Raw genomic sequence first — 22,206 nt, 5'->3', positions numbered from 1 at the left:
CTTGCGGGGTGGGGCGGTGCGACACCGCGCCCCACCTAAAATCGGCGGATGCTCGACATCACCCTGCTCCGAAAAGACCTGGCCTCCGCTGTGGCCGGCCTCGAAAAACGCAAGAAGAACCAGCCTTACCTCGATGTGTCGGCGTTCACCGCGCTCGAAGCCGAGCGCAAGACCGTCCAGACCCGCACCGAGGAAATCCAGGCGCGCCGCAACGCTCTGAACAAGCAGATCGGCCCGCTCAAGGCCAAGGGCGAATCGACCGATGCGCTGATGGCCGAAGTCAACGCACTCAAGGCCGAGCAGGAATCGCAGTCCAAGCGCCTCGACGAGATCCAGCCCGAACTGCAGGCCTTGCTGCTCGCCGTGCCCAACCTGCCGCACGCCAGCGTGCCGGTGGGCGAGGACGAGACCGGCAACGTCGAAGTGCGCCGCTGGAGCCCGCAAGGCGGTGCCGGCGCCAACGCCACGCCGCTGGGCTTCGCCGCGAAGGATCACGTGGACCTCGGCGCACCGCTGGGCCTCGATTTCGAAATGGGCGCCAAGCTCGCCGGCTCGCGCTTCACCGTCATGAAGGGGCCGATCGCCCGCCTGCACCGCGCGCTCGCGCAGTTCATGCTCGACACGCAGACCGAGAAGCACGGATACGCCGAGTGCTACGTGCCCTACATCGTCAATGCCGCCACGCTGAGCGGCACCGGCCAGCTGCCCAAGTTCGAAGGCGACCTCTTCGCCGCGAAGAAGGGCGGCCAGGACGGCGAGCCCGCGCCCGACCATTCGGCGCTCTACCTGATTCCGACCAGCGAAGTGCCGCTGACCAACTTCGTGCGCGACGAGGTGGTGGCCGAGTCGCAATTGCCAATCAAGCTCACGGCGCACACGCCGTGCTTCCGCTCCGAAGCCGGCAGCGCGGGGCGCGACACGCGCGGCATGATCCGCCAGCACCAGTTCGACAAGGTCGAGATGGTGCAGATCGTTCATCCCGAGACGAGCTACGACGCGTTGGAGCAGATGACCGGCCATGCCGAGGCCGTGCTGCAAGCGCTCGAATTGCCCTACCGCGTGGTGCTGCTGTGCACCGGCGACATGGGCTTCGGCGCGACCAAGACCTACGACCTGGAGGTCTGGCTGCCGGCGCAGGACACCTACCGCGAGATCAGCTCGGTCTCGAACTGCGAGGCCTTCCAGGCGCGGCGCCTGCAAGCTCGCTTCAAGAACGCGCAAGGCAAGAACGAACTCGTGCACACGCTCAATGGCTCCGGCCTGGCGGTGGGGCGTGCGCTGGTGGCGGTGCTTGAAAACCACCAGAACGAGGATGGCTCGATCAACGTGCCGGCCGCGCTGCGGCCGTACCTCGGCGGACTGGAACTGTTGCGCGGTTGAGTGCGAAGGCTTCAAAAGCCCAGTTTTTATCCGCTATAATCGTGGGCTCGACAGCACCGGAGAGGTGGCAGAGTGGTCGAATGTACCTGACTCGAAATCAGGCGTACTAGCGATAGTACCGAGGGTTCGAATCCCTCCCTCTCCTCCAGACATGCTTGCAAGCCATGGATTGATCGAAGCTACTCAGCTCGTCATTCCTCCGCTGGCAAAGCTACTAAAAAAGCCGCAGTGATTTCTCACTGCGGCTTTTTGCTTTTTGGGTGCCACTCATTTGTCAGTTGGCTCGCTTGTCGATGCAGCAATGCAGATCGCAGGGCGCTTCGAGCGCAATGCAGGCTAATGCTTGAGCGAACCCGTCGCTCCGGTGCGGGGCTTCGTTGCGGCACGTGCCTGCGCCTCTCTCTTGGCCTTGGCCACATCGATCTCGCGTTCGGAATGGAGCTGGTGCTTGCCGCAGTTGTCGCAGCGATACAGCCGCAACCACGGCAGCATTCGCATCCACGCGCTGCGGTGCGTGCGCTTGAGATGGTCGATGCCGCATGGGCAGGCGGAAAACAGGTTGTGCATAGCGAGGCCGATCCGGATGTCATGGGCCCCCCTTGCCAAGCTCTACGGCTTATAGGCAGACGTGTACTGCAGCGCAGCATTCTTCCAGCGATCTATGACCACGCCACTACCATGTTCGCGGTATTTGTAATCTTTGCTACTACATGCAGACTACAGCTTGCCGTAGGGCCTGAAGGCGCGCTGCAGCTTCAAGAGCGCTCAATGCGCGGTCTTGAACAGGAGTCAACTCTTCAAAATCACCCCGCATTGCTCCCTGGCCAATCAGTTCAGATCGAGCTCTAAATGGTTGGGATACAGAGGCATATCCACACGCACCTTTACCCGTCCGCGGGCATGCCAAGGCGACCAGCGGCGTATTGCGCTGGTACGATCAGGGAGAAAGTTAGCAATGATTAGCTTGGTAACGACTCTTCGGAGAGAGCCAAGCGACTCTGATGGCGACTTTGGCGCCATCACTACCTTTTCACCAACTCACGCATCTGTTTGTGAGTTTTCAGTGTGAAGCGTAAACGATTTTTTACAAAAAATTCGTCGATAGCCACTGAGCCTGAAAATTGTGTGAAGAAACTGCGCACGGCCTCTCGCGTGCGTTGCTGGTAAATATTGACTTCTGGGGGATCAGATTGAGAAGAAATTCGAACGTCTTGGCATGGGCGTTGGCACTTGCAGGTGCGATGGTGCTTCAAGGTTGCGCAATCGTGCCGGGCATGGGTACCGTGGAGCCCTACGACGGCCGGGAAGAGTTGCCATCGCAGTTCCGCTACCTGCCCGACGCGGCCCCAGAAGGCGCGATCACCCCCATTTCCCTCGCGCTCGTGCGCACGCTGAACGAGACCGCGCCAAAGGGCGTGCCGCCCGAAGTGCAGGCGCTGTTCGGCAAGAGCGAGCGCTACACCATCGGTCCTGGTGACGTGGTGGGCGTGATCGTTTATGACCATCCTGAACTGCTGCCCAACGCGGGCGCCGTCATCTCGCAGTCCGTGGACCCCACCGGCGTGCAAGTAGCCCCGGGTTTCATCGTCGACCCCGACGGGGAAATTGCCTTCCCATACATCAGCCGTGTGCGTGTTGCCGGTTTGAGCGAAGCCGGCGCTTCCGACCTGATCCGCGACTTGCTGAAGCCGCATGTCGAGAACCCGCAGGTGACGGTGCGCATCCAGTCCTTCAGAAGCCGTCGTGCTTATGTAGAGGGCGAAGTGCGCGTCCCCGGGTCTCAGATCTTCACCGACGTGCCGATGACGCTGAACGAGGCCATCAACCGAGCCGGCGGCATCACGACCAACGGCAACCTGTCTGCCTTGACGCTCATCCGAAATGGCAAGTCGATCCCGATTGACATGACGCGGCTGCGCGAGGCCGGTTACGACGGCAACAGCATTCCATTGAAGAGCGGCGACACCGTTCGCGTGGCGCACCGCGAAGATTCCAAGATCTTCCTCATGGGCGAGGTCGTGGCGCCGCTGGCTTTGAACATGCGAAGCAACGGCCGCCTGAGCCTGAGCGAGGCGCTGGGCGAGGCCGGTGGTCCCCAGAATGCAACCGCCAACGCGGGACAGATCTACGTCATTCGCCAGGGCGCCACGGGCGCGCCTGCCGTTTTCAATCTCGATGCCAAGAACCCGGCCGCCATGGCGATCGCGAGCCAGTTCCGGCTGCAGTCGCAGGACGTGGTCTATATCGACCCCGTGCCGCTGGTCAAGTGGAACCGCGTGGTCAGCCTGATCCTGCCGTCGGCATCGGTGGCCAACAGCGCCAGCGAGATTTACGTCAGGCATCGCTAGTCAGTCAGGGGAGCGGAGAGGGTTCACCACCGCCGCAACGGCGGGGCATGGACTCACCTGAATCGAAAGACATCAGCCGTGGGCGCTCGAATGAGCACGCGCGGCATGGCGGCAGGGCTTCTTTATCCAGGAACCAGGCCGTCAATTTTTTTGTTCCAGCCATCCATCATGCAAGCAGCAGCCATTCATTCAAATCAACCGATCGCGATCATTGGCCTGGGCTACGTAGGCCTTCCCCTCGCCGTGGAGTTCGGCAAGAAGCGCCAGGTTGTCGGCTTCGACATCAACGTCAAGCGCATTGCCGAGCTGCAAAACGGCCAAGACCACACGCTCGAGACCACGCCCGAAGAACTGAAGGCCGCTGCACAACTGGCCTTTACGTCGCACCTCGACGACCTGCGCGACTGCGGCGTCTTCATCGTGACCGTGCCGACGCCCATCGACAACGCCAACCGGCCCGACCTGACGCCCTTGATCAAGGCCAGCGAATCCGTCGGCAAGGTGATGAAGGCCGGCGCCATCGTGATCTTCGAATCGACGGTGTACCCGGGCGCGACGGAAGAGGTTTGCGTGCCCGTGCTGGAAAAGTTCAGTGGCAAGAAGTTCAACGTCGACTTCTTCTGCGGGTACAGCCCGGAGCGGATCAATCCGGGGGACAAGGTCAACACGCTCACCAAGATCAAGAAGATCACCAGCGGAAGCACGCCCGAAGTGGCCGACCTCGTGGATGCGCTCTACAACGAGATCATCACCGCCGGCACGCACAAGGCCACCAGCCTCAAGGTGGCCGAGGCCGCCAAGGTGATCGAGAACACGCAGCGCGACCTGAACATCGCTCTGGTCAATGAGCTCTCGGTGATCTTCGAACGCCTGGGCATCGACACCCTCGACGTGCTCGAGGCCGCGGGCAGCAAATGGAATTTCCTGCCCTTCCGTCCAGGACTCGTGGGCGGCCATTGCATCGGCGTGGATCCGTACTACCTCACGCACAAGGCAGAGCAGGTCGGCTATCACCCGCAGGTCATATTGGCCGGGCGCCGCATCAACGACAACATGGCGCGGTACGTGGCGCGCAACACCATCAAGTTGATGCTGAAGAACGGCATGGACGTGCCGCGCTGCCGCATCGGCGTGCTGGGCATCACCTTCAAGGAAAACTGCCCGGACATCCGCAACAGCAAGATCGTGGACATGGTGCGCGAGTTCGAGGCGTGGGGCGCTTCCGTGGAAGTCGTGGACCCGTGGGCGGAAGCCGAAGAAGTGGCTCGCGAGTACGGCCTTCAACTCGGCAAGGTCGATGCAGACCACCCGGTCGATGCGCTCGTCGTTGCCGTGGGCCACAACGAGTACCGCGGCGCGACGATGTCCGAACTGCGCGCCCTGTGCCGAGGCGAGCAGCCCGTGCTGGTCGACGTCAAGAGCCTGTTCAACGCACAGGAAGCCCGCGACAGCGGCTTCTCCGTGTTCCGCCTGTAAGCCCACTTCCTGTTTCTCCGTTTCTTCCTCGACATGAAAAACTTTGCTCTCATCGGCGCCGCCGGCTACATCGCTCCGCGCCACATGCGTGCCATCAAGGACACGGACAACCGCCTCGCGGTGGCCTACGACATCAACGATTCGGTCGGCATCATCGACAGCATCTCGCCGCAGAGCGAGTTCTTCACCGAGTTCGAACGCTTCTACGAACACGCGCAGCAACTCAAGCGCAATCCCGCTACCGCGCTCGACTATGTGGCGATCTGCAGCCCCAACTACTTGCATCACCCGCACATCGCTGCGGGTCTGCGCCTGGGTTGCGACGTGATCTGCGAGAAGCCCCTGGTGCCCACGCCGGACCTCGTCGACGAACTGCAACGCGTTGAAAAGGAAACCGGCAAGCGCGTCTTCAACATCCTGCAGCTGCGCCACCACGACGCCATCCTGAAGCTGCGCGACAAGGTGGCAGCGGCGCCCGCGGACACCAAGTTCGACGTCGAGCTGACCTACATCACCTCGCGCGGCAAGTGGTACATGGAAAGCTGGAAGGGCGACAACCGCAAGTCGTTCGGTGTGGCGACCAACATCGGCGTGCACTTCTACGACATGCTGCACTTCATCTTCGGCAAGCTGCAGCGCAACGTGGTGCACTACAGCGGCACGGCCAAGGCGGCGGGCTACCTCGAATACGAACGCGCGCGCGTGCGCTGGTTCTTGTCCATCGACGCCAACGATCTGCCGGCCGATGTGAAGGGCAAGAAGACCACCTTCCGCAACATCGACATCAGCGGCGAGAAGCTCGAGTTCTCCGAAGGCTTCACCGACCTGCACACGGTGAGCTACAAGGAAATCCTGGCCGGCCGCGGCTATGGCCTCGAAGATGCGCGCCATTGCATCGAAACCGTCAACGTGATCCGCAGCGCCACGCCCGTGAAGGGCGAGCAGGGCGAAGTGCATCCGTTCGTGCGGCAGCTCGCCTGACGCCCCGCGAGACCGGCATGGCATACAAGGCCCATCCCACCGCGATCGTCGACGAGGGCGCCCGCATCGGCGACGGCACCCGCATCTGGCACTGGGTGCACGTCAGCGCACAAGCGTCCATCGGCGAGGGCTGCTCGCTCGGGCAGAACGTGTACGTCGGCAACGACGTGACCATCGGCCACAACGTCAAGATCCAGAACAACGTCAGCGTCTATGACGCAGTCACCCTGGAAGACGATGTGTTCTGCGGGCCGAGCATGGTCTTCACCAATGTCTACAACCCGCGCTCGGCCGTCACGCGCAAGGACGAATATCGCCGCACCCTCGTGAAACGCGGCGCGACGCTGGGGGCCAACTGCACCATCGTCTGCGGCAACACCGTGGGCGAATACGCCTTTGTCGGCGCCGGCGCCGTGATCAACAAGAACGTGCCGGCCTATGCACTCATGGTCGGCGTGCCTGCCAGGCAGATCGGCTGGATGAGCGAATTCGGCGAGCAACTCGCGTTGCCGCTGCAAGGCGCAGCAGAAGCCATTTGCGCGCACACCGGCGCGCGCTACGTACTCGACGGCAATGCCGTGACCAAGTTGGATGCCAAGACGCCATGATCGAATTCATCGACCTCAAGACCCAGCAAGCCCGCATCAAGGACCAGATCGACGCGGCGATTCAGCGCGTGCTGGCGCACGGTCAATACATCCTCGGGCCTGAAGTGGCCGAGTTGGAAGAGAAGCTGGCTGCCTATACGGGAGCCAAGCATTGCATTACCGTGGCAAACGGCACCGATGCTTTGCAGATCGCGCAGATGGCGCTTGGCATCGGGCCGGGCGATGAAGTCATTACGCCGGGTTTTACGTATATCGCCACTGCCGAGACGGTGGCGCTGCTGGGCGCCAAGCCGGTGTACGTGGATATCGATGCGCGCACCTACAACCTGGACCCGGCGCTGCTGGAAGCTGCGATCACGCCGCGGACTAAGGCCATTGTTCCGGTGAGTCTGTATGGGCAGTGCGCGGATTTCGACGCGATCAATGCGATCGCCGCTAAACACGGAATTCCGGTGATTGAGGATGCGGCGCAGAGTTTTGGCGCTACCTATAAGGGGCGCAAGAGTTGCAATCTCAGCACCATTGCTTGCGCCAGTTTTTTTCCGAGCAAACCATTGGGGTGTTATGGGGACGGTGGGGCGATCTTCACCAACGATGACGAATTGGCGAAGGTGATGCGGCAGATTGCGCGGCATGGGCAGGATCGGCGGTATCACCATATTCGGGTGGGTGTGAATAGCCGGTTGGATACGTTGCAGGCTGCGGTGCTTCTGGCGAAGCTTGAGATCTTTGATGACGAAATTGCTAGTCGTCAGTGGGTGGCTGCGGAATATGGACGCTTGTTGAGCGAGAGCGATATTGTTGGCGCTCCCTACGTCGAGCCGCACAACCAGAGTGCGTGGGCTCAATACACGGTGTGTGTGGCTGACCGCGAAGGTGTTCAGGCTCGCATTAAGCAGGCTGGGGTGCCGACAGTCGTGCATTACCCCATTCCATTAAATCAGCAGCCTGCTGTGGCAGATGAAAAGGCCATCCTGCCCGCGGGCGACAAGGTGGCGCAAGCAGTGTTGAGCTTGCCTATGCATGCATATCTAACATCGCCTGACCAAGCTGTGATCGTGGCGGCGCTGCTATCGCGCTGATTTGCCGATGTTTGTTCCACAGGCCCTGCGAGTACTGCGCGCCAAGCTCCAGTCGCTCAACCGAGCAGGGTTCGTGCGTTCGGTTGGTGTGCTGGTGGGTGGCACTGCATTTGCCCAAGCGATCACTGTATTGGTGCTGCCTCTTCTCACCAGGCTTTACACCCCTTTTGATTTCAGCCTGCTCGCAGTCTTTGCTTCGATCCTCTCGATCATTTCTGTTGTCGCGTGTTTACGTCTTGAGATCGCCATTCCAATGCCTGAAAGCGATGACGAAGCCGCAGATCTTTTGGCACTAGCTTTTTTTAGTTGCACCATAGCGGCAGCAACTACCGGGATAACGGTCGGCCTGTTCTCTAAAGAAATTACTGAATTAATCGGGCAACCTTCGTTGCAACCCCATTTGTGGCTCTTGCCGTTGGCCGTATGGTTGGCCGCCGGCTACTCTGCCACTCAATTTTGGTCGACGCGTAAGAAGAGATTCGGAATTATTGCTAAGTCTCGTATAACTCAATCGGTCGGCGGAGCTTGCACTCAAGTCGCCTTCGGCTGGATTGGAGTTGCTCCGATGGGCCTATTGTTGGGGCAAACAATTAACAGTGGGGCGGGCCTTCTGAATTTACTGATCTCCGCCATTCGCAAGGATGGAAATTCTTTAAGAAGAATTAGCTTGCGGGGAATGCGGCGGACCTTACGGAAATATGATCGATTCCCAAAATACTCCACTTTTGAGGCATTTGCCAACAACGCAGGGCTTCAATTGCCGATCATTCTCATTGCGGCAGCTGCTATCGGACCAGAAGCAGGATATTTGATGCTGGCAACCCGCGCAATGGCTGTGCCGATGGGGCTGATTGGAGGCGCGATTGCACAGGTTTACCTATCTAGAGCACCTGAGGAACTGCGCAACGGGAAGCTCGGCTTATTTAGTGCGGAGATACTCGCGAATTTGCTTAAAACCGGCATAGGGCCTTTGCTCTTTATAGGGATTGTCGCGCCGCCATGTTTTGCCATAGTGTTTGGCGAAAAGTGGGAAAGATCGGGTGAAATCGTGACATGGATGATTCCATGGTTCATTCTTCAATTCATGTCTTCACCGATCTCTATGGTGATGCACGTGGTGAATAAACAAAGAATGATGCTTGCTCTTACCTTATTTGGTTTGATAGTGCGTCTGGGATCCGTCATCTTGGCCTCTCACTATGCGACCAAATATCTTTCTGAAATCTATGCGCTTTCTGGCGGAGTGTTTTATCTAGTCTGTTGTTGGGTGTTTTCGCAAGCGGCAGGAGTGAGCGGCGCGGCCATAAAAAATATGTTTAGGGCCAACTTCCCTCAACTGGTTTGCTGGGTGTCCATTGCCTTTGTTTTGCGAATATTTTTTTATATGATATGACAGCCAGAAATTTTCTCAAATCGATCGTAATTGGGTCTCGTCCAATCTTAAATATTTTCCTATCATTTTTTTTTGATAAAAAATATTTGAGAGGACGTCATTTTGAGTCGGGTTATGCCGGTTACTTCTGGGCCATTAGATCAATCTGGATAAAAAATATACTTCGAATTTCGATGCCTCATCCTTGGCCCACAGCACTGAGTTGTACGTTGTCAAGTTCAAAAAACATTGAATTCCATTGTGACGATCTAAATAATTTTCAGTCACCAGGGGTATATTTTCAGAACTTCAAAGGGTGCATATTTATTGGACGAGGGAGTTACATTGGCCCGAATGTGGGACTTATTACCTCGAATCACAAAATGGACAGTCTTGATAAACACGAAGAAGGTGAAGACATAGTTATCGGTGAGCACTGCTGGATTGGCATGAATGTAGTGGTATTGCCCGGGGTAGTGTTAGGTCCGAAAACAATAGTTGCTGCGGGAGCCGTGGTGACAAAGAGCTTTCCAGAAGGGAATTCGGTTATTGGCGGCGTTCCAGCTAAGTTGCTAAAAAGATTGACCTGAAGGTCGCGTTGTCTCGGATCGAAAAGAAGATCGGGGTTGTATTGCCATAGCGGCACAACTGAGTTTTGCGGGACTTATGCGGCGGAGTTGATCCTAAGCTTTTTTTAACCGTGATCGCAAGATCACTAGCCCATCACACCACTGTGAGGATGGGCGAGAAATTAACTGATATGAAGATTCTGACTGTCATCGGCGCTCGCCCGCAATTTATTAAAGCTGCGGTCCTATCACGAGCTTTTAAAGAACATCGTCAAGACGTTGAAGAAATTATTGTTCACACGGGTCAGCACTACGACGCAAACATGTCGAATGTGTTTTTCGATGAACTGGATATCCCAAACCCTGCGCATAACCTTGGAGTTGGTGGAGGCTCGCATGGTGAAAATACAGGCCGCATGCTCGAGAAGCTAGAAGCGCTATTTTTAATAGAAGAGCCGGATTGGGTATTGGTCTATGGTGATACCGACAGTACTCTCGCGGCGGCGCTGGCTGCAAGTAAATTGCACGTTCCTGTTGCGCACGTTGAAGCAGGACTCCGATCATTCAATCGCCGCATGCCGGAAGAAATTAATCGTGTACTCACGGATCACATGGCGACTTTGCTCTTTGCACCTACTGAAACGGCACGCGTTAACCTTCTGCGAGAGGGTATTGCCGCCGAAAAAATCCATGTTCTGGGCGATGTCATGTACGACGCGGCGCTTTTCTACAAAGCACGGGCTTCTGAACCGGCTTGGTTCGCCGGTTCAGGAATTACTCAAGATCAATTTGTACTTTGTACCGTTCATCGTGCTGAAAATACCAATGATCCGGCGCGCATGGAAGGAATCCTTAACGGACTGAGCGCGTCTAATTTGCCTGTTGTACTACCGTTACATCCGCGGACACGCGGCAAATTGTCGCAAGCAGGCCTCGCAATTCCAGGGAATGTAACAGTAGTCGATCCGGTCGGGTATTTGGAGATGGTCTGGCTGGAAGCTCACTGTAAATTGATCGCAACGGACTCCGGTGGGGTGCAAAAAGAGGCTTATTTCCATCGAAAGCCATGTGTTACTTTACGCGACGAAACGGAATGGATTGAACTCGTTGAGTGTCGAGTTAATACCTTGGTAGGAACTAATGCCAATGCTATTGAAGCCTCAATCTTAAATGCAAGTCTTCCGGCCGATTTTGATGAGTGGCTTTATGGCGATGGAAATTCAGGAATGAAAATCGCATTAGCGATTCTTTAAGCAATTATTCAAAAAATGATAATGCGATAAGCAATTCGCCACGTTGCGAATTTTGAATAATATTTTGTATGAAGTTTCGCATAAACTGCGCTTGGTTCGCTTAGATGGCCAAAAGATTTAACTCTGTATGGATGCTTGAGCCGAAAAATATCATAGCGTTGTTATTTTTTGGGCAGTTCATTCTTTGGCTTTTGTTTTTCCCCGAGGTCAGCTCAGTGGAGAATGGCGAGCCGAAAATATGGAATTTTCTTTCCATACTGTTTTTTTGCTCTGCCACGTTAGTTATTGTTTTTGGAGCCTTCATAGGGCAAATTTCCTTTAGAGTGGCATCGCCGCCACGAATAAGGCCAAAAACCTATTACCGTTTTGCTATTGGATCTTTGCTTCTGTCAACGGTGGCGACACTTTTAAAGTTTCAGCCAATTTTGAGTGATCCGGCAATGCTGTTGCTATTTTTGCAACCGAGCGGCGCCAATATGATTTACGTAGCGGTTTCCGAAAGCGATTTTGGAGTTGCTTCGCTACAAACTCTTTGGGTAATCCCAGCGATTGTTTTTTCTTTTTTTCTTTTTTCGGGTGTTCATAAAGAATTCAAATATTTTAAATTCTTTTACTCGATTCTTTTGTTAGATGTGCTTTCAGTGGCAGCGATAAATTCCAACCGAATCGCTGTCATCAACTTTATGCTGGTCTCCGCGGTCGTTTACGTATATTTACGACGTCCTCGTTTGAGGGTGGGGCGGGTGATCACGGCGATCTTAGCGGTTTTGATCGTCTACTGGATTGGCTCGCTAATGCGAGACGGATTGGTTTTTGCGGACGAAAATAACTTAAGTGTGTTGGATCCTCAGGTTTTTCTTTATATTTTTAAAGTTTTTCTTGAAAAATACAGCGTTGGAGAATTGAATAACGCGTTCGTGATAATGGAATATGTGGCTGATCCCAGGAATTTCGCGTACGCCACTATGTTTCAAAGATATTTTCCAGCAGACGCGCCTTTGAGAAACATCAATACGCTTAATGTCATTGGAATTTGGTACTGGCAGTTTGGTTTCTTGCTCGCGTTGGTAGTTGCCCTAGGCTTTGGCTTCATTGTTGGAGCGCTATACAGGAAGTCAATGCATTTTGCTAATACGAGAGATATCAGTGCATTTAAGTTGTTTTACGTCCTTTTTTATATCGGTATTTTTAATATCTTGCGCGTCAATTATTACTTCCTCCAGATTTTCCTGGTGCCGTTTGCAGTCGTCTGTTTGTTTTTTGTCGTCAATTCGCTGTTCAATTTGCGGCGTTAAATATATATTCGCCGTATTAATTGAATGTTGATCCAGCATTTGAGGTGTATGGGCGAGCTAGTTTTAATTTTGTATCGAATATCATGAATAAGATAATTGTTTTTACGACTCATGTCCATAATTCGAAAAGAAAAGCAGGCTTTCATTGGATTGCTGATGCCTTTTATCGGCGCGGGTGGGATGTTACTTTTGTCACCTGTATTTCTTATATCGAAACGTCGCGAGGCGATTATCGCGTCGAATATATAGATAAGTCTAAATACAATAAGCTTGAAAAAGTTCGCGACAGGTTTACCTCATACGTGATGTTTAACCTAGTCCGTCCTTTTGCCGTCAGCCCATTGGTTGATAAGCTCACCCAATATGTTTTCACGCTATACGGGAAAACCGGGTTTGGGGAGCTGACTGAACGGCTTGCTGCCGCTGATTTGATAATTCTTGAGTCGATATACGAAATCATGTATTTCGAAAAGATTAGGAAAATAAACCCGACCGCAAAAATAGTCTACAGAGTGTCGGACGATATGGACGTCGTCAACGTGCATAAGGTTTGCAGGGATTATGAGCGAAAGATTTCTCCGAAGTTCGATTTGGTTAGCTGCCCCACCGAAATGATCTTTAAAAAGTTTGACCGACTGGAGAATTCGGCAATCCATAAACACGGCGTGCCCGTGCATCTTTACGATGAGCCTTGCAGCAATCCTTACCCAGAGAATTCCATAAATGCCGTATTTATTGGAACATCAGCATTCGATTTTGAATTCCTCGAAGTTGCGAGTAAAAATTTCCCCCGAGTTAGCTTTCATGTAATTGGACCAATTGAGAAGCGTTTTTCAGCTCCGAACATCATTTACTACGGGGAGATGGCGTATGTCGACACCATTCCTTATGTAAAGCACGCGAATATTGGGCTGAGTCCTAGAACATTGGTCGGGCTGGGCGAGAGCAACAAGATTCAGCAGTATGAATATTGCAAGTTGCCGATTGTCATGTCCTCGATCAGTGAGTCGAATAACAAAAGGATAATCTTTTATAAAATAGGTTCGGAGGCCAGTGTTATCGAGGCGATGCACGCCGCTTTAGAGTGGGTTCCGTCTGATTCGATTAGCTCTTCGGTGCGGTCGTGGGACGATTTACTGGATGATATTTTGTCATCCATAGACGCTGTAACTTCACCGCTTGTCGAGCTGCAAAGTTAGATATGACTGAAATTATTGTGCGCGATAACTGGTGTGTTGGACGTGGGTGAGAATAAATTGGAAAATGAGATGACAGCATTGCTTAAAAAAAAGAGAAGAATCGGTTTTGATTTCACTCCTTTTGTTTACGGTCGCGCTGCAGGATATAACGAATACGCTTTGTCTCTCATCGAAGGCTTGGTGTCTTGTGCGAGAGAAGACTGCTCAATAATCTTGTTCGTGCGACAGGATCAACGTCAACACTTTATATCTTTGCCGTCGGATTTTGAAGTTGTCGGAATCAACGTTTCAAGCGTGGTAAGACGCGTTCTTTGGCAGAATCTCAAATTGCCGTTTATAGGGGATATCGATTTTTTTGTGTTTACTGGAAACTTCGCTCCACTGTACATTGGAACGCCTTATCTTCTCATTACGCATGATCTGAATTACAAAAAATACGCCGCCAACTTCAGTGCTTTGGGCTTGGCCTATAGGCGCTTTATTTCTAAACGGTCCGTATTGAGAGCCGCAGTTTCTGTTACAGGTAGCGAAGTGGTGCGAGAGGAAATTTCCAATGAGTTCGGGCGAGTTGCTTCGGTCGTTTACAACCCAGTGAGAGTTTCCGTGGAAGATGCGGTCGAGGACAGAAAAATTGTGGTGTGTCCAACCTCTTTAGCGCTACACAAAAATGCTGCCGCCACGTACGACGCTTGCATGCGGTTTGCGGCGCAATTTCCCGATGTCAAATTCTATTTTATCGGCAATTGGGCAATTGAAGATTTTCCTGTAAAGCAGCGGATTCCGAATATTGAGCTTCTCGGGTATGTCGACGATGCGGTGAGGTCAGCAATTTTTGCTAGTGCTTGTTGTATTTTAACCGCCAGCGTTTATGAAGGTTTTGGCATGCCCTATGCCGAAGCTATGTTGATGAATAAGTCTTTGATCTGCAGCAACATACCAATCGCAAACGAGGTGGCTGTTGGATATCCCTTTTATATCGAAGCGCCTTTTGATGCAGACGCAATTTATAGCGCACTCTGTAAAGCATATATTTCGGAGTTTTCCCCTGGCATTGTGGATTCCTTCGTGATCGATCGATTTCGCCCCCGGTGTGCAGCCAAATCCTATCTCGAGCTTATAAATGAACATCTTCAACAGTAGAACTCTTTGCATTACAGGCGGTACAGGGTCCTTTGGGGATGCCGTCTTAAAGCGCTTCTTGCATAGCGGCTTGGCCGAAATTCGGATCTTCAGCCGAGACGAAAAAAAACAGGATGACATGCGCAAGCGCTACAACCATCCCAAGCTCAAGTTCTATATCGGCGACGTTCGCGATTCGCGCAGCGTAAGTTCCGCCATGCGCGGTGTGGATTACGTCTTTCACGCAGCGGCACTCAAACAAGTCCCGTCCTGTGAATTCCACCCCATGCAGGCAGTCCGCACCAACGTCCTCGGCACTGAAAACGTCTTGGAAGCCGCAATCGCCGCAGGCGTAAAACGCGTCGTCTGCCTCAGCACCGACAAAGCGGTCTATCCCATCAACGCCATGGGCATCAGCAAGGCCATGATGGAAAAGGTGATGGTCGCCGCCAGCCGGAATCTGGAGAGCACCAACACCGTGATCTGCGGCACCCGCTATGGCAACGTCATGGCCTCCCGCGGCTCGGTCATTCCGTTGTTCGTGGAGCAGGTGCTGGCGGGCAAGCCCATCACCGTCACCGACCCGTCCATGACCCGTTTCATGATGACCCTGGAGGACGCAGTCGAACTGGTGCTGCATGCCTTCGAGCACGGCAACAACGGCGACATCTTTGTGCAGAAGGCGCCCGCCGCCACGGTGCAGGTTCTCACGCAAGCCATCCTGGAACTGATGGGCAAGCCCGATCACGAAGTGCGCGAAATCGGCACTCGCCATGGCGAGAAGCTTTATGAGGCCCTGCTGAGCCGCGAAGAAATGGCCTGTGCCGAAGACCAGGGCGATTACTACCGGGTGCCGCCCGACGGCCGCGACCTGAACTACGCCAAGTACGTGGAGCAGGGCGAGAAGCGCATCACTCAAAGCTCGCACGGCGAAGACTACAACTCGCACAACACCACCCGTCTCGATGTCGAAGGCATGAAGAAGCTGCTGCTCAAGCTCGACTTCATGCAGCGCATCGCACGGGGTGAATCCGCCGTGGCGGAAGGATAAGACGATGAAGGTGTTGATTACCGGCGCCAGCGGTTTCGTGGGCAAGAACCTGCAGTTGCACTTGGCCGAGCGCAAGGGCATGCAGGTGGCCTGCTTCACCCGCGACCACAGCGTGGAGCAACTGCCGGCGCTGCTTGAGGGTGTGGACTTCGTGTTTCACCTGGCAGGCGTCAACCGCCCGCAAGACCCGCAGGAATTCGCCACCGGCAACGCGGAGCTCACGCAGAGCCTCTGCCGCGCCGTCGGCGACATCGCGAAAGCAAGTGGCAAGAAGGTGCCGATCGTCTACACGTCGTCCACGCAGGCTGGGCGCGACAACCCGTATGGCAACAGCAAGCGTGGTGCCGAAGAAGCGCTGCAGGCCGCGGCCGCCAGCCACGGCATTCCGGTGCACGTCTTCCGTTTGCCCAACGTGTTCGGCAAGTGGTGCCGGCCCAACTACAACTCGGCCGTGGCCACCTTCTGCCACAACATCGCGCGCGACCTGCCGATCCAGGTCAACGACCCGGCCGCGCCGGTCACGCTGGTGTATGTGGACGATGTCATCGAGCGTTTCGTCCAGCTCATGGATGGCGCCGATGCCACCGTAGACGCCGACGGTTTCGCGACGGTCACGCCGCAATACACCACCACCGTGGGCGAGCTGGCCCGGCAGATCCAGTCGTTCAAGGACAGCCGCAACACGCTCATGACCGACCGCGTCGGAACGGGCCTGGTGCGCGCGCTCTATTCGACTTACGTGAGCTACCTGCCGCCCGAATCGTTCGCCTACACCGTGCCGCAGCACGGGGACGCGCGCGGTGTGTTCGTCGAAATGCTCAAGACGCCGGACGCCGGCCAGTTCTCGTTTTTTACAGCGCACGCGGGCATCACGCGGGGCGGCCACTACCACCATAGCAAGACCGAGAAGTTCCTCGTCATCAAGGGGCAGGCGCGCTTCAAGTTCCGGCACATGCACACCGGCGAAACCCACGAACTGGTGACCGCGGGCGACAAGTCTGAAATCGTCGAAACCGTGCCCGGCTGGACGCATGACATCACCAACATCGGCACCGAAGAAATGGTCGTGATGCTCTGGGCCAACGAGGTGTTCGATCGCGCGCGGCCTGACACCTTCGCGTGCCCGTTGTAGCCACTGGACTTTGGATACTCAATGAAAAAACTCAAAGTCATGACCGTGGTCGGCACCCGGCCCGAAATCATTCGCCTGTCGCGCGTGCTGGCCCGCCTCGACGAGCACTGCGATCACGTGCTGGTGCACACCGGCCAGAACTACGACTACGAACTCAACCAGGTCTTCTTCGACGACCTGGGCGTGCGCAAGCCCGACCACTTTCTGAACAGCGCGGCCAACGCCACGAGCGCGGCGCACACCATCGGCAACCTCATCATCGCGGTGGACCAGGTGCTGGGCGAAGTGCAGCCCGAGGCCATGCTGGTGCTGGGCGACACCAACAGCTGCCTCTCGGTGATTCCGGCCAAGCGCCGCAAGATTCCGATCTTTCACATGGAAGCGGGCAACCGTTGCTTCGACCAGCGCGTGCCCGAGGAAACCAACCGCCGCATCGTGGACCACACGGCGGACGTCAACCTCACGTACAGCACGATCGCGCGCGACTACCTGTTGCGCGAAGGTCTGCCGCCCGATCTGGTCATCAAGACCGGCAGCCCGATGTTCGAGGTGCTGACGCACTATCGCCCGCGCATCGAGGCGTCCGACGTGCTGGAGCGGCTGGGTCTGCAGGCGGAGCAGTACTTCGTGGTCAGTGCCCACCGCGAAGAGAACATCGAGTCGCCGCAGTCGTTCGGCAAGCTGGTGGCGGTGCTGAATGCCGTGGCCGAAGACCACGACATGCCGGTCATCGTCTCGACGCACCCGCGCACGCAGAAACGCATCGATGCGACCGGCGCCCGCTTTCATCCGCAGGTGCGTTTGCTGAAGCCGCTGGGCTTTCACGACTACGTGAAGCTGCAGCTCTCGGCGCGCGCCACGTTGTCCGACAGCGGCACGATCAACGAAGAGTCGTCGATCCTGAATTTTCCGGCGCTCAACTTGCGCGAGGCGCATGAGCGGCCCGAAGGGATGGAAGAGGCAGCCGTGATGATGGTGGGCCTCGAGGTGGAGCGTGTGCGCCAGGGCTTGGCCATCCTCGCGGGCCAGCCGCGAGGCGATGTGCGCGGCCTGCGCCAGGTGGCTGACTACAGCATGCCCAATGTGTCGGACAAGGTGCTGCGCATCGTTCACAGCTACACCGACTACGTGAATCGCGTGGTCTGGAAGAAGTACTGACGCATGGCAATTCGCGTGTTGTTGCTGATGCAATGGTTCGACCCCGAGCCCACGTTCAAGGGCATCGTGTTCGCCCGCGAACTGGTGCGCCAGGGCTTCGAGGTCGAGGTGTTGACGGGCTTCCCCAACTATCCGGGCGGCAAGGTGTACCCGGGCTATCGCATCAAGCTGCTGCAGCGCGAAACGATCGACGGCGTTCAGGTGACGCGCGTGCCGCTCTATCCCAACCATGACCAGTCGGCGATCAAGCGGGTGTTGAACTACGCGAGCTTCGCCGCGTCGTCGCTGTTCTATGGCTTGTTCATGGCGCGGCGGCCTGATGTGATCTATGCCTACCACCCGCCGCTCACGGTGGGCATCACCGCCGGCCTGCTGCGGCTGTTGCGCCGCGTTCCCGTGGTCTACGACATCCAGGACATGTGGCCCGATACCTTGCGTGCCACAGGCATGGTCAACAACGCCCGCGCGTTGCGTGCGGTGGCTGCGGTGTGCCAATGGGTGTATCGCCGTGTGGACCACATCGCGGTTCTTTCCCCGGGGTTCAAGCGCTTGCTGTTGGAGCGCGGCGTGTCCGAAGCCAAGGTCGAAGTCATCTACAACTGGGCCGACGAAGTCGCGCTGGCTTCGCCACAAGGCCATCCGCCGGACAGCTTTCCGGGGCCGGATCAGTTCCGCGTTCTCTTCGCGGGAAACATGGGCAAGGCTCAGGCGCTGGACGCCGTGCTCGAGGCGGCCGTTCTGCTGCAGGCGCGCAACTCGCGGGTGTGCTTCGTGCTGCTGGGCGGCGGCGTGGAAGTGGGCCGGCTCAAGCAGCGCGCCGCAGACCTGCGGTTGCGCAACGTGGTCTTTCTGCCGCCGGTGCCGATGTCGGACGTGGGTGCGTTGCTGAATGCCGCCGACACGCTGCTGGTGCACCTTCGCAAGGACCCGCTCTTCGAGATCACCATCCCTTCCAAGACACAGGCCTACATGGCCGTCGGCAAGCCGCTGTTGATGGCGGTCGATGGCGATGCGGCCGGGCTGGTTGCGCAGTCGGGTGGCGGCGTGGTCGTCGAATCCGAAAACCCCAACGCGCTGGCCGATGCTGCCGATGCGCTCGCAGCGATGCCGTCCGATGCCTTGGCGGCCATGGGGCAGCAGGCGCAGCGCTACTACAGTGAACAACTGGCCTTGAAGGTTGGCGTCGCAAAATTCGGCGCCATCTTCACGCGGCTCGCGAACAGGTCGAAATCCAGATGAAGCGCTTTTTTGACATCGTGCTCGCTTGCGTGGCGTTGCTGCTCCTTGGCATTCCGCTGCTGTTCCTGACATGGCAGGTGCGTCGCAAGCTGGGCAGCCCGGCGTTCTTTCGCCAGACGCGCCCGGGCATGCAAGGGCGGCCGTTCAACATGGTCAAGTTCCGCACGATGACGGATGCACGTGGTGCCGATGGAGCGCTGTTGCCCGACGCGGACAGGCTGACGCCCTTCGGCCGCTTCCTGCGCGCGAGCAGCCTCGACGAGTTGCCTGAACTCTGGAACGTGCTCAAGGGCGACATGAGCCTGGTCGGCCCGCGCCCGTTGCTGATGGACTACCTGCCGCTGTATTCCACCGAGCAATCCCGTCGACACGAGGTGCGCCCCGGCATCACAGGCTGGGCGCAGATCAATGGGCGCAACGCATTGAGCTGGGACGAGAAATTCAAGCTCGACGTCTGGTACGTAGACAACCGATCGCTCTGGCTCGACATCAAGATCCTGTGGCTGACGGTGCGCAAGGTGCTTGTGCGCGATGGCATCAGTGCGGCGGGCGAGGCCACGATGCCTCGATTCGTTGGCTCTCAAACTGGAGACAAGCAGTGACTCTTCCTCTTTTTGCCGTTTATGGTGCCAGCGGGTATGGCCGCGAAGTGATGCCACTGGCGCGCGAGCAATTGCGGCGCCAAGGAATTCCGGCCGAGCAATTGGTGTTCGTTGACGACCATCCCGAGGCGCAGATGGTCAATGGTCAGCGCGTGCTCCGCTATGCGGAATTCATGAAGGCCGATGCCAGCACGCGCCATGCGGTGCTGGCTATTGCCAACAGCACCGTAAGAGAAGAACTGGCCGCAAGATGCGCCGCAGATCAGGTGTTGCCGTGGACCGTGACGGCCGCCAACGTGGTGATGCTCGACGATGCCGTTCTGGGAGAAGGGGCCATATTGAGTCCCTTCGCCATGCTCACCTCCAATCTCCGGATCGGGCGGCACTTTCACGCCAACATCTATAGCTATGTAGCCCACGATTGCGTGGTGGGCGACTTCGTGACCTTCGCGCCCGGCGTCAAATGCAATGGCAATGTCGTCATCGAAGACCACGCCTATATCGGAACAGGCGCGGTCATCAAACAAGGCAAGCCCGGGCAGCCGCTGGTCATCGGCCGTGGCGCGGTGGTCGGCATGGGTGCTGTCGTCACCCGCGACGTACCGGCGGGTGCCACCGTGGTCGGAAATCCCGCCAAACCATTTGTCAAAGGCTGAACTCTTGTGTTGAACACTTCTTTCTCCCCATGGCCGAGCTTCACGACCGAAGAAGCCGATGCCGTGCAACGCGTGCTCCTGTCCAACAAGGTCAATTACTGGACGGGGCAGGAATGCCGCCTGTTCGAAAAGGAATTCGCCATATGGGCAGGCACCGCGCATGCCCTCGCGCTGGCCAATGGCACGCTGGCCCTGGACGTGATTCTCAAGGGCATGGGCATCGGCCCGGGTGATGAAGTCATCGTCACGCCGCGCACCTTCATCGCGAGCGTCTCGTGCGTAGTGAATGCGGGCGCGACGCCGGTGTTCGCGGATGTCGATGCGGAAAGCGGCAACCTCTCGGCCGAGACCATCGCCAAGGTCGTCACGCCGCGCACCAAGGCTGTCATCTGCGTGCACCTGGCAGGCTGGCCCTGCGATATGGACCCCATCATGGCGCTCGCCGCCACGCACGGCTTCAAGGTCATCGAAGACTGCGCGCAAGCGCATGGCGCGCGCTACAAGGGCCGGTCGGTCGGCGCCATCGGCCATGCGAGTGCCTGGTCTTTCTGCCAGGACAAGATCATGACCACGGGCGGCGAGGGCGGCATGGTCACCACCGACGACGAGGCGCTGTGGCGCGCGATGTGGGAATACAAGGACCACGGCAAGAGCTACGAAGCCGTGTACGAACGCAAGCACGCGCCGGGCTTTCGCTGGCTTCACGAGAGCTTCGGCACCAACTGGCGCATGCTCGAGTTGCAGGCCGTCATCGGCCGCATCCAGTTGCAGCGCATGGCCGAGTGGACCGCCGCGCGCAGCCGCCATGCACAGGCGCTCTGCGATGCGGCGCGTCCGCATTCGGCGGTGCGGGTGCCGTCGTTCGCGGCTCACGCGGCGGCTGGCAGCGTGCACGCCAACTACAAATGCTATGTGTATGTGCAGCCCGAGCGGCTCGCGCCCGGTTGGAGCCGCGACCGTATCGCCGATGCCGTGCAGGCCCACGGGGTACCTTGCTATCAAGGCTCCTGTTCGGAGGTGTATCTCGAGCGGGCTTTCGACGGCACGGGCTGGCGCCCCACTGAACCCTTGCCCGTTGCGCGCGCGCTCGGCGAAACGAGCTTGATGTTCCTCGTGCACCCGACGCTCACGCCGACCGAAATCGACAAGAGCTGCACGGTCATTGCACAGGTGCTGGCCGAGGCCTCTGCGTGACTGCGCTCGGGCGGCTGATGGCGGGTACCGCGCTTTGGCGCGGTCTGTTGCTGGCCGCCATGCTCGTAATGCTGGTGCTCTGCCTAGCGCCTGCGTCGCCTTCGTTGCCCAGCACCGGATGGGACAAGGGCAACCATGTCATTGGCTTCGTGGTGCTGGCGGTTCTGTCGCATTGGGCTTGGCCCGGGCGGACGCTTATTGCATTGCTGGGACTGCTTGCTTACGCCGGGCTCATCGAGGTCTTGCAATCCTTCACGCCTGACCGGTTTGCCGAATGGGGCGACATTGGGGCGAGCGGGGTAGGGTTGCTGATCGGCGAGGTGCTGGCGCGAGGGGTTTGGCATTGGTTACCCCAACGCTCGTGACCGTGCCCGTATGCGGGCCGAAGGGATAGTTACTGTTGGCAACTAAAATGAAATCTGTAAGGGAGTTCTTATTGTGATGAACCGTTCTGCGCTATCGCCACCCTCGGAGGCCGCCGGTCTGATGCTC

At 57.0% G+C, this 22,206-nt stretch carries 21 protein-coding genes and 1 tRNA gene; 21 read left to right on the top strand and 1 reads right to left on the bottom strand.

The genetic code is table 11. The features are described from left to right. The first annotated feature begins 48 nt into the window (after positions 1-48). Together serS and QF040_RS17010 are read left to right on the top strand one after the other, a co-directional pair. Positions 49-1,380 (top strand): serine--tRNA ligase, encoded by a 1,332-nt coding sequence (serS, locus tag QF040_RS17015; RefSeq protein ID WP_429612047.1) that lies wholly within the window; start codon positions 49-51, stop codon positions 1,378-1,380. Between the two features lie 58 nt (positions 1,381-1,438). Beyond that, a tRNA-Ser gene (locus QF040_RS17010) sits at positions 1,439-1,528 on the top strand. Positions 1,529-1,716: 188 nt separating this feature from the next. Here the strand turns inward: QF040_RS17010 and QF040_RS17005 are convergent. Further along, positions 1,717-1,947 (bottom strand): hypothetical protein, encoded by a 231-nt coding sequence (locus QF040_RS17005; RefSeq protein WP_429612046.1) that lies wholly within the window; start codon positions 1,945-1,947, stop codon positions 1,717-1,719. Positions 1,948-2,654: 707 nt separating this feature from the next. On the opposite strand from QF040_RS17005, the gene QF040_RS17000 reads away from it, so the two are divergent. From QF040_RS17000 to QF040_RS16910, 19 genes are all read left to right on the top strand, one after another. After that, positions 2,655-3,728, top strand: coding sequence for a polysaccharide biosynthesis/export family protein (locus QF040_RS17000; RefSeq protein ID WP_429614664.1), 1,074 nt, complete (start codon positions 2,655-2,657; stop codon positions 3,726-3,728). 168 nt (positions 3,729-3,896) lie between these two features. Next, positions 3,897-5,204, top strand: coding sequence for a Vi polysaccharide biosynthesis UDP-N-acetylglucosamine C-6 dehydrogenase TviB (gene tviB, locus QF040_RS16995; protein ID WP_429612045.1), 1,308 nt, complete (start codon positions 3,897-3,899; stop codon positions 5,202-5,204). A gap of 33 nt (positions 5,205-5,237) precedes the next feature. After that, positions 5,238-6,185, top strand: a complete 948-nt coding sequence (locus tag QF040_RS16990; RefSeq protein WP_429612044.1) for a Gfo/Idh/MocA family protein — start codon at positions 5,238-5,240, stop codon at positions 6,183-6,185. 17 nt (positions 6,186-6,202) lie between these two features. Continuing rightward, entirely contained in the window at positions 6,203-6,793 is a 591-nt protein-coding gene (locus tag QF040_RS16985; RefSeq protein ID WP_306880834.1) for an acyltransferase, read from the top strand. Continuing rightward, positions 6,790-7,875 carry a DegT/DnrJ/EryC1/StrS family aminotransferase gene (locus QF040_RS16980; protein WP_429612043.1) on the top strand — a complete coding sequence of 362 codons (1,086 nt, stop codon included), beginning with the start codon at positions 6,790-6,792 and terminating at the stop codon, positions 7,873-7,875. Before QF040_RS16985 ends, QF040_RS16980 begins: the two co-directional genes overlap by 4 nt. A gap of 7 nt (positions 7,876-7,882) precedes the next feature. Next, the gene (locus tag QF040_RS16975; RefSeq protein WP_429612042.1) at positions 7,883-9,268 is read left to right on the top strand and encodes a lipopolysaccharide biosynthesis protein; all 1,386 of its coding nucleotides are present in this window, start codon (positions 7,883-7,885) and stop codon (positions 9,266-9,268) included. Between the two features lie 362 nt (positions 9,269-9,630). After that, entirely contained in the window at positions 9,631-9,837 is a 207-nt protein-coding gene (locus tag QF040_RS16970; protein ID WP_429612041.1) for a DapH/DapD/GlmU-related protein, read from the top strand. 170 nt (positions 9,838-10,007) lie between these two features. Then, positions 10,008-11,069 (top strand): non-hydrolyzing UDP-N-acetylglucosamine 2-epimerase, encoded by a 1,062-nt coding sequence (gene wecB, locus QF040_RS16965; protein WP_429612040.1) that lies wholly within the window; start codon positions 10,008-10,010, stop codon positions 11,067-11,069. Between the two features lie 104 nt (positions 11,070-11,173). Next, positions 11,174-12,364 carry an oligosaccharide repeat unit polymerase gene (locus tag QF040_RS16960; RefSeq protein ID WP_429612039.1) on the top strand — a complete coding sequence of 397 codons (1,191 nt, stop codon included), beginning with the start codon at positions 11,174-11,176 and terminating at the stop codon, positions 12,362-12,364. An 83-nt stretch (positions 12,365-12,447) separates the two neighbouring features. Continuing rightward, entirely contained in the window at positions 12,448-13,563 is a 1,116-nt protein-coding gene (locus QF040_RS16955; protein WP_429612038.1) for a hypothetical protein, read from the top strand. A gap of 69 nt (positions 13,564-13,632) precedes the next feature. After that, positions 13,633-14,703: a glycosyltransferase gene (locus tag QF040_RS16950; protein WP_429612037.1), complete on the top strand. Its 1,071-nt coding sequence runs from the start codon at positions 13,633-13,635 to the stop codon at positions 14,701-14,703. After that, the gene (locus QF040_RS16945; RefSeq protein WP_429614663.1) at positions 14,690-15,733 is read left to right on the top strand and encodes a polysaccharide biosynthesis protein; all 1,044 of its coding nucleotides are present in this window, start codon (positions 14,690-14,692) and stop codon (positions 15,731-15,733) included. Before QF040_RS16950 ends, QF040_RS16945 begins: the two co-directional genes overlap by 14 nt. 4 nt (positions 15,734-15,737) lie before the next feature. Beyond that, the gene (gene wbjC / locus QF040_RS16940; RefSeq protein ID WP_429612036.1) at positions 15,738-16,865 is read left to right on the top strand and encodes a UDP-2-acetamido-2,6-beta-L-arabino-hexul-4-ose reductase; all 1,128 of its coding nucleotides are present in this window, start codon (positions 15,738-15,740) and stop codon (positions 16,863-16,865) included. A 21-nt stretch (positions 16,866-16,886) separates the two neighbouring features. Then, positions 16,887-18,023: a non-hydrolyzing UDP-N-acetylglucosamine 2-epimerase gene (gene wecB, locus QF040_RS16935; protein ID WP_429612035.1), complete on the top strand. Its 1,137-nt coding sequence runs from the start codon at positions 16,887-16,889 to the stop codon at positions 18,021-18,023. 3 nt (positions 18,024-18,026) lie between these two features. Then, positions 18,027-19,262, top strand: coding sequence for a glycosyltransferase family 4 protein (locus QF040_RS16930; RefSeq protein ID WP_429612034.1), 1,236 nt, complete (start codon positions 18,027-18,029; stop codon positions 19,260-19,262). Then, a complete protein-coding gene (locus QF040_RS16925) occupies positions 19,259-19,864 on the top strand; it encodes a sugar transferase (protein WP_429612033.1) in 606 nt (201 codons plus the stop codon). The genes QF040_RS16930 and QF040_RS16925 overlap by 4 nt, the downstream gene beginning before the upstream one ends. Next, positions 19,861-20,520 (top strand): acetyltransferase, encoded by a 660-nt coding sequence (locus tag QF040_RS16920; protein ID WP_429612032.1) that lies wholly within the window; start codon positions 19,861-19,863, stop codon positions 20,518-20,520. Before QF040_RS16925 ends, QF040_RS16920 begins: the two co-directional genes overlap by 4 nt. Before the next feature lie 6 nt (positions 20,521-20,526). Further along, positions 20,527-21,714 carry a DegT/DnrJ/EryC1/StrS family aminotransferase gene (locus tag QF040_RS16915; protein ID WP_429612031.1) on the top strand — a complete coding sequence of 396 codons (1,188 nt, stop codon included), beginning with the start codon at positions 20,527-20,529 and terminating at the stop codon, positions 21,712-21,714. Beyond that, entirely contained in the window at positions 21,711-22,079 is a 369-nt protein-coding gene (locus QF040_RS16910) for a VanZ family protein (RefSeq protein WP_429612030.1), read from the top strand. The genes QF040_RS16915 and QF040_RS16910 overlap by 4 nt, the downstream gene beginning before the upstream one ends. Positions 22,080-22,206: the final 127 nt, after the last annotated feature.

The organism is Variovorax sp. W2I14, from assembly GCF_050435205.1.
Taxonomy (GTDB): domain Bacteria; phylum Pseudomonadota; class Gammaproteobacteria; order Burkholderiales; family Burkholderiaceae_C; genus Variovorax; species Variovorax paradoxus_C.
The sequence above is the reverse complement of the archived record's forward strand: the minus strand, read 5'-3'. Positions and strand labels throughout refer to the sequence as shown.

Excerpts from the sequence above, each read along its gene's own strand:
- serS (WP_429612047.1), top strand. The coding sequence starts at position 49 with ATGCTCGACATCACCCTGCTCCGAAAAGACCTGGCCTCCGCTGTGGCC.
- QF040_RS17005 (WP_429612046.1), bottom strand. The coding sequence starts at position 1,947 with ATGCACAACCTGTTTTCCGCCTGCCCATGCGGCATCGACCATCTCAAG.
- QF040_RS17000 (WP_429614664.1), top strand. The coding sequence starts at position 2,655 with ATGGGTACCGTGGAGCCCTACGACGGCCGGGAAGAGTTGCCATCGCAG.
- tviB (WP_429612045.1), top strand. The coding sequence starts at position 3,897 with ATGCAAGCAGCAGCCATTCATTCAAATCAACCGATCGCGATCATTGGC.
- QF040_RS16990 (WP_429612044.1), top strand. The coding sequence starts at position 5,238 with ATGAAAAACTTTGCTCTCATCGGCGCCGCCGGCTACATCGCTCCGCGC.
- QF040_RS16985 (WP_306880834.1), top strand. The coding sequence starts at position 6,203 with ATGGCATACAAGGCCCATCCCACCGCGATCGTCGACGAGGGCGCCCGC.
- QF040_RS16980 (WP_429612043.1), top strand. The coding sequence starts at position 6,790 with ATGATCGAATTCATCGACCTCAAGACCCAGCAAGCCCGCATCAAGGAC.
- QF040_RS16975 (WP_429612042.1), top strand. The coding sequence starts at position 7,883 with ATGTTTGTTCCACAGGCCCTGCGAGTACTGCGCGCCAAGCTCCAGTCG.
- QF040_RS16970 (WP_429612041.1), top strand. The coding sequence starts at position 9,631 with ATGGACAGTCTTGATAAACACGAAGAAGGTGAAGACATAGTTATCGGT.
- wecB (WP_429612040.1), top strand. The coding sequence starts at position 10,008 with ATGAAGATTCTGACTGTCATCGGCGCTCGCCCGCAATTTATTAAAGCT.
- QF040_RS16960 (WP_429612039.1), top strand. The coding sequence starts at position 11,174 with ATGGCCAAAAGATTTAACTCTGTATGGATGCTTGAGCCGAAAAATATC.
- QF040_RS16955 (WP_429612038.1), top strand. The coding sequence starts at position 12,448 with ATGAATAAGATAATTGTTTTTACGACTCATGTCCATAATTCGAAAAGA.
- QF040_RS16950 (WP_429612037.1), top strand. The coding sequence starts at position 13,633 with ATGACAGCATTGCTTAAAAAAAAGAGAAGAATCGGTTTTGATTTCACT.
- wbjC (WP_429612036.1), top strand. The coding sequence starts at position 15,738 with ATGAAGGTGTTGATTACCGGCGCCAGCGGTTTCGTGGGCAAGAACCTG.
- wecB (WP_429612035.1), top strand. The coding sequence starts at position 16,887 with ATGAAAAAACTCAAAGTCATGACCGTGGTCGGCACCCGGCCCGAAATC.
- QF040_RS16930 (WP_429612034.1), top strand. The coding sequence starts at position 18,027 with ATGGCAATTCGCGTGTTGTTGCTGATGCAATGGTTCGACCCCGAGCCC.
- QF040_RS16925 (WP_429612033.1), top strand. The coding sequence starts at position 19,259 with ATGAAGCGCTTTTTTGACATCGTGCTCGCTTGCGTGGCGTTGCTGCTC.